The organism is Streptomyces sp. NPDC001732 (genome assembly GCF_053596315.1).
In genome coordinates this window covers 1-4,479 of sequence record NZ_JBSFFY010000153.1, presented here as the reverse complement: position 1 = coordinate 4,479, position 4,479 = coordinate 1, and the positions used below count along the sequence as shown (strand labels likewise).

Here is a 4,479-nt window from a genome sequence, read left to right as displayed (position 1 = left end):
AACCCGGTGAACGGGGCTATCCAGGAGGGCTCCGACGCCCTGATCACACCAGACACAGCAAGATCATCTCACCCGTGACCAGTAGTTACGGGACAGCCCTTAGCACAGTTCCTGCGCCGGGACCGCTGATGCCACAGCAGGCGGGTGGTGCGATCGTGCCGCGCTCACCCTCCTGCCGGGGCGTGCCTACGGGCTGGGCGTGGTGTGTTCAGCCCGTGTAGGTGAAGGTGAAGTGCGTGTCGTTGTCCTGGGTGATGCCCATGACCGCGCGCATACCGGCCGTTGCGCCTCCCGGTGAGCGGCCTCGCGCTCCGCCTGGCGTCGGCGGGCCTCTTGGAGCTGCACCCGGTACAGCCGGTCCCCGTCCGGGTTGTCCAGGGCCTCGGACAGCGTCTGCCACTCATCGCGCCCGAGCCTGCGCCACACCTTCCCCGCGGCCCCGGCCGGGTCGGCGGTGATCCGCTCCAGCTCGGTGACGACCACGGGCACCGCCTAGTGGTAGTCGACCGCCGTGATGCCCTCGCCCCTGCCCGGGTACGGCTCCCCGGCGAAGTAGCGGCGGGTGGCCTGCTCCAGGCGCTGTATCCGGCTCTCGCGCTGCGCTGCGGTCTTCCCGGTGAACACGAACGCCACCGGCGCGTAGCCCTCGCGGCCGGTCGCCGGGTAGATCCGCGACCACAGCCGGAAGCCGTGCACCGCCGCACCGTTGTTGTGACGGGCCACCATCTCCTTGTTCGCGTCGGCCCTCGGCGCCAGGAGCTCGAACCAGCCGGTGTAGCGGCGCAGTTTGTCCACCAGGTCGTCGACGGGTTCGGTGATCCGGTCGATCTCCAGGAGCATCGCGGGCACCCCGGCGTCCGGGGCGCGCATCGTCAGGTCGGCGTACTGGGTGTAGCCGTACGGGAGGCGGTGGGCGATCTCCGTCTGCCACGACAACGGCGTGCCGTACCCGGCCCCGGTGAGCACGGCCGCGGTCGAGGTGACGGCGGCGGCGTGTTCGTCGTAGCCGTCGGCTTGGACCGGCCGGCCTTCGTCGTCGTACTCCAGCTTGCGCAGCGCGGAGATCCGCACCGACTTCGGCAGCAGCGTCTTGGCTTCCCTGTGTCCCTTCTCGGTCAGCACCCACAGTTGGTGTCCCGACTCCAGCCGCGTCTCCTCCCGGACCAGGCCCGTCTTCTTCAACGCGTTCAGGGTGTCCCTGGTGGACCGGTCGTGCCGGTCCGCTGGACGCAGCATCCGCCAGAGTTGATCGGCGGTAGCCCTCTGGAAGATGCCCAGAGCCCTCAGCACTTCCTTGCGTCGCACTCCGGTCGGCTTCCATGCCTCTGCAGATCTAGGAGGGTTGTCGAACGCGTCAGCGGGCCTTGACTTCCCGGGCTGACCTGCGGATACACGCCGGGCGGGCGAAGTGGCCGTGGAGGGGGCGATGGAGGGGCCCGTGGAGGGGGCCTGCGGGACCTGGTCCAGGTCGCCGGAAGGCGCCGGGCCGGGCACGCTGCGGAGGGCTTGAGTGGGGCGGGGTGTGTGGTCGGCGGGCACGGTGCCCTCGGTTTCCCCCGGCCTGCGGGCCGGGTCGGTGAGCGTCCGGCCCGTACGCGGATGTGCGTACGGGCCGGGGCCACCTTCGGAAGCACCCCCTTGTCTTCCGTCTAGCCGTCCGCGACATCCGGTGTCCGATTTCTCCGCGACTAGGCCCCTGTCGTGCGGGTTTGTCCGTGAGCGGGGATCATGATCCCCGCCATGTCCCTCGGCAGGCTGACGGCACGAGTGAAGCTCCGTCCGGACCGGGGGACGTGCTCTAGCGTGAGCGCTCCCGTCACCCGCTTGGCAGAGGAGCTCAAGGTGCCCAAGGTTTGGATCGGCCCGCGCAGCTACGCGACGAAGAAGGCTCGGCAGGAAGCGGTGCAGGCGATCCTGGGCCGCTACGGCCTCGGGAAGGTCGTCGACCAGGAGGACGACGACCTGCTGCTGCGGGACCTGCTGGACATGCATCCCGACGCGGCGGACAAGGTCGGCCCCGGAGTGAAGCACTTCCGGGTCATCGCCACCCCGCGCGGACACCACAAGGGCCCGGAGGTAGTCCTGGTCGACGGCAGCAAGGTCGCCTTCTCGTACCAGAAGTGCCTCGATGCCCCCACCCACCCGCAGCGGGTGAAGACCGCCATGCGCACCGAGATTCAACCGCAGGTCAACACCTACTACGAGTCCCGCAAGGCGTCCCACACGCTCGTGTCCGACGAGAGCGGCCAGGAGCTGGCTCCCGCCGACGTCCACGTCTCCTACTTCCAGGGCCCGCGCTTCCACGACATCGCGCTGGACTTCGTCCGGGCCGCCGGCGGCTTCGACGCCATCGACCTGACTGCGGAGACCGCGCGGGGCCTGGCCCTGTTCACCGACCGCGCCCTGGCGGAACGCTGGCACGCCCACCACCAGGAGCACGCCGTCCTCGGGCTGCTGTCGGCTAAGGAGAACCTGCGCCGCCCGCGCATGTAGCGCGCCACACGCACCGGATGGCCGCGGCCTGAGCCGAACCGGCCGGGGACGGCGCCCGGGGACGGAGATCTCTCCTCCGCCGGGCGCTGCCCGTTTTCGGTGGGGATGCCGGAGGTAGCAGAGGTGGACAAGGGGGTGCACGGCCCGCCGTGGGCGGTGGATCGGATGCCGTCCACTCCCCCACCGTGCCGCCATCCACTCCCAGCCGATGCCGTGGAACGAGTGGAGTCCACCCCGTTCGACCACCGAGTGCGGTGGTGTCCACCGGGTGGAGCCCACTCCGCACGGTGGACTCCACTCCCGGTGCGGTGGTGCGCGGCCACGGTGCACTCGGTGCGCTTCGCCGGTGCGGTGGTGCGCACCCGGTGCGGTGTGGTGGTGCGGTGCGCGCACCGCCGATGCGGTGGTGCGGTCGGTGCGCGCATCTTTCGGGCGGTGGTGCGGGGTGCGGTGCGCCGCGCGTTCCTGGTGGTGCGCTTCGGGCCGCGCGGCGCAGCCCGGTGCGGGGCGTGGCACCGTCGCCAAGGAGGCCCGGTCAGAGCCGAGTTCCTATATCACACGCCCCCTTGACCGCGATCTCTTAGAAGTCCCAAATGTGCGCTATGCGGACCCCTGATATGTGGCAGATCACACACGGGAAGTTTGGGAGCGGGTCGGCGGGTGCCCGCCGTATCCCGGCCGGACAGAGGTGCGCACCGGTGCGCAGGGCTGAGGTCACCGGTGCGTACGCGTCGCCTCGCGCGCACGCCCCGGTGCGGTGCCCGGCAGTGAGCGACGTCGTCGGTGCGCGCACCGGTGCGCTCGATGCCGTTCATCGCCACCGCACGGTGCGCACCACCGGGACGGGTGCGCGCACCGGATGCCTCGATGTCCCGCACCTCCCACCGGCCGGGTGCGCCGGAGTGAGCCTCCGCCAACTTGAAGTCGCAGGTCAAAGGGCTGGCGTGACCGGTGCTCGGGGTGCTCACGCTGGTCGTGGGTGGCTGTCTGCGCAGTAGATCGTCCGTCAGCGGTTGGTTACCAGCTTTTCGGTGCTCGAATCGGTGGCGGACGTGCGTTTCTCGGTCAGCGACAAGCGTGACTCCAACGCCCGAGCTGCTCGGCGTAGCATGCCGAGATGCGCGCAGACAGCCCTCGGGACGCCCATGCCCTCCTCCTCAATGGCACTGTCGGCGTGGGCAAGACAACCGTTGCCGAGGCTGTGGGCGACCTTCTTGCCGACGCCGGGATTCCTCATGCCGTCATCGATCTCGACTGGCTACGTAAGTCGTGGCCCACACCTCCCGGTGACCGGTTCAACTTCGGCATGCTCCTGCGGAATCTGCAGACCGTCACCGGTCACTATCTCGATGCCGGAGCGACGCGCCTCGTCCTCGCGGGTGTGGTTGAGGACCAGGACGAGCGGGAGTTGCTGGCTGATGCCGTAAGTGCTGAACTCATGGTCTGCCGGCTCCGGGCTGAGCTTTCGGTCATCCACCAGCGACTGGCCCAACGCCACGGCAGTGAGCCCGAAGCACTGCGATGGCACCTGAACCGGTCCGGTGAACTGGACGGAATCCTCAGCCGGTCTGCAGTCGACGACTTCACCGTCGACGCCGGCACAGGATCCGTCACTGACGTCGCCGTAGCGGTGCTCAGGACAGCAGGCTGGACGTGATCATCGGATTGCAGCGGTAGCCGTCACGGAGGCTCGATCACACCCTTTTCCGGAAATCCCCATCAACGGTCTTCTACGCTCTGTGCATGCTGGATCCCGAGCTGCTGGAACGGATCACCGCGCGGCGCGCGGAGCTGGACGCACTCGAAGAGCGACTGGTCAAGCAGCTGGCGGAGATACGGGCCGAGCGGGACGAGCTCGCCGTCGCTGAGCGATTCCTTGACCGGGTGAGTAACTGATCGTTTCAGAATGAGGTTCGGAGTCGTCTCAAGCAGATGATGCTGCAAGCGAGTTGAAGCAGGCCGAGGTGGAGATCTGCGCGTATCTCG

General features: G+C 68.9%; 5 protein-coding genes. 3 read left to right on the top strand and 2 right to left on the bottom strand.

All coding sequences use genetic code 11. The annotated features are described in order from the left end of the window. Window positions 1-186: 186 nt before the first annotated feature. Together ACWCXX_RS40645 and ACWCXX_RS40640 are read right to left on the bottom strand one after the other, a co-directional pair. Window positions 187-489, bottom strand: a complete 303-nt coding sequence (locus ACWCXX_RS40645; RefSeq protein WP_451136261.1) for a hypothetical protein — start codon at window positions 487-489, stop codon at window positions 187-189. A gap of 3 nt (window positions 490-492) precedes the next feature. After that, window positions 493-1,290 (bottom strand): replication-relaxation family protein, encoded by a 798-nt coding sequence (locus ACWCXX_RS40640; RefSeq protein ID WP_451136263.1) that lies wholly within the window; start codon window positions 1,288-1,290, stop codon window positions 493-495. Between the two features lie 552 nt (window positions 1,291-1,842). On the opposite strand from ACWCXX_RS40640, the gene ACWCXX_RS40635 reads away from it, so the two are divergent. The 3 genes from ACWCXX_RS40635 to ACWCXX_RS40625 all read left to right on the top strand — a co-directional run bounded on the left by ACWCXX_RS40635 (window position 1,843) and on the right by ACWCXX_RS40625 (window position 4,389). Then, window positions 1,843-2,493 (top strand): DCL family protein, encoded by a 651-nt coding sequence (locus tag ACWCXX_RS40635; RefSeq protein WP_451136259.1) that lies wholly within the window; start codon window positions 1,843-1,845, stop codon window positions 2,491-2,493. Between the two features lie 1,117 nt (window positions 2,494-3,610). Beyond that, window positions 3,611-4,150 carry an AAA family ATPase gene (locus ACWCXX_RS40630; protein ID WP_451136257.1) on the top strand — a complete coding sequence of 180 codons (540 nt, stop codon included), beginning with the start codon at window positions 3,611-3,613 and terminating at the stop codon, window positions 4,148-4,150. A gap of 86 nt (window positions 4,151-4,236) precedes the next feature. Then, a complete protein-coding gene (locus tag ACWCXX_RS40625; protein WP_451136255.1) occupies window positions 4,237-4,389 on the top strand; it encodes a hypothetical protein in 153 nt (50 codons plus the stop codon). Window positions 4,390-4,479: the final 90 nt, after the last annotated feature.

What these genes read in the sequence shown, in the direction of transcription:
- ACWCXX_RS40630 (WP_451136257.1), top strand. Translation starts at nt 3,611, where the DNA reads ATGCGCGCAGACAGCCCTCGGGACGCCCATGCCCTCCTCCTCAATGGC.
- ACWCXX_RS40625 (WP_451136255.1), top strand. Translation starts at nt 4,237, where the DNA reads ATGCTGGATCCCGAGCTGCTGGAACGGATCACCGCGCGGCGCGCGGAG.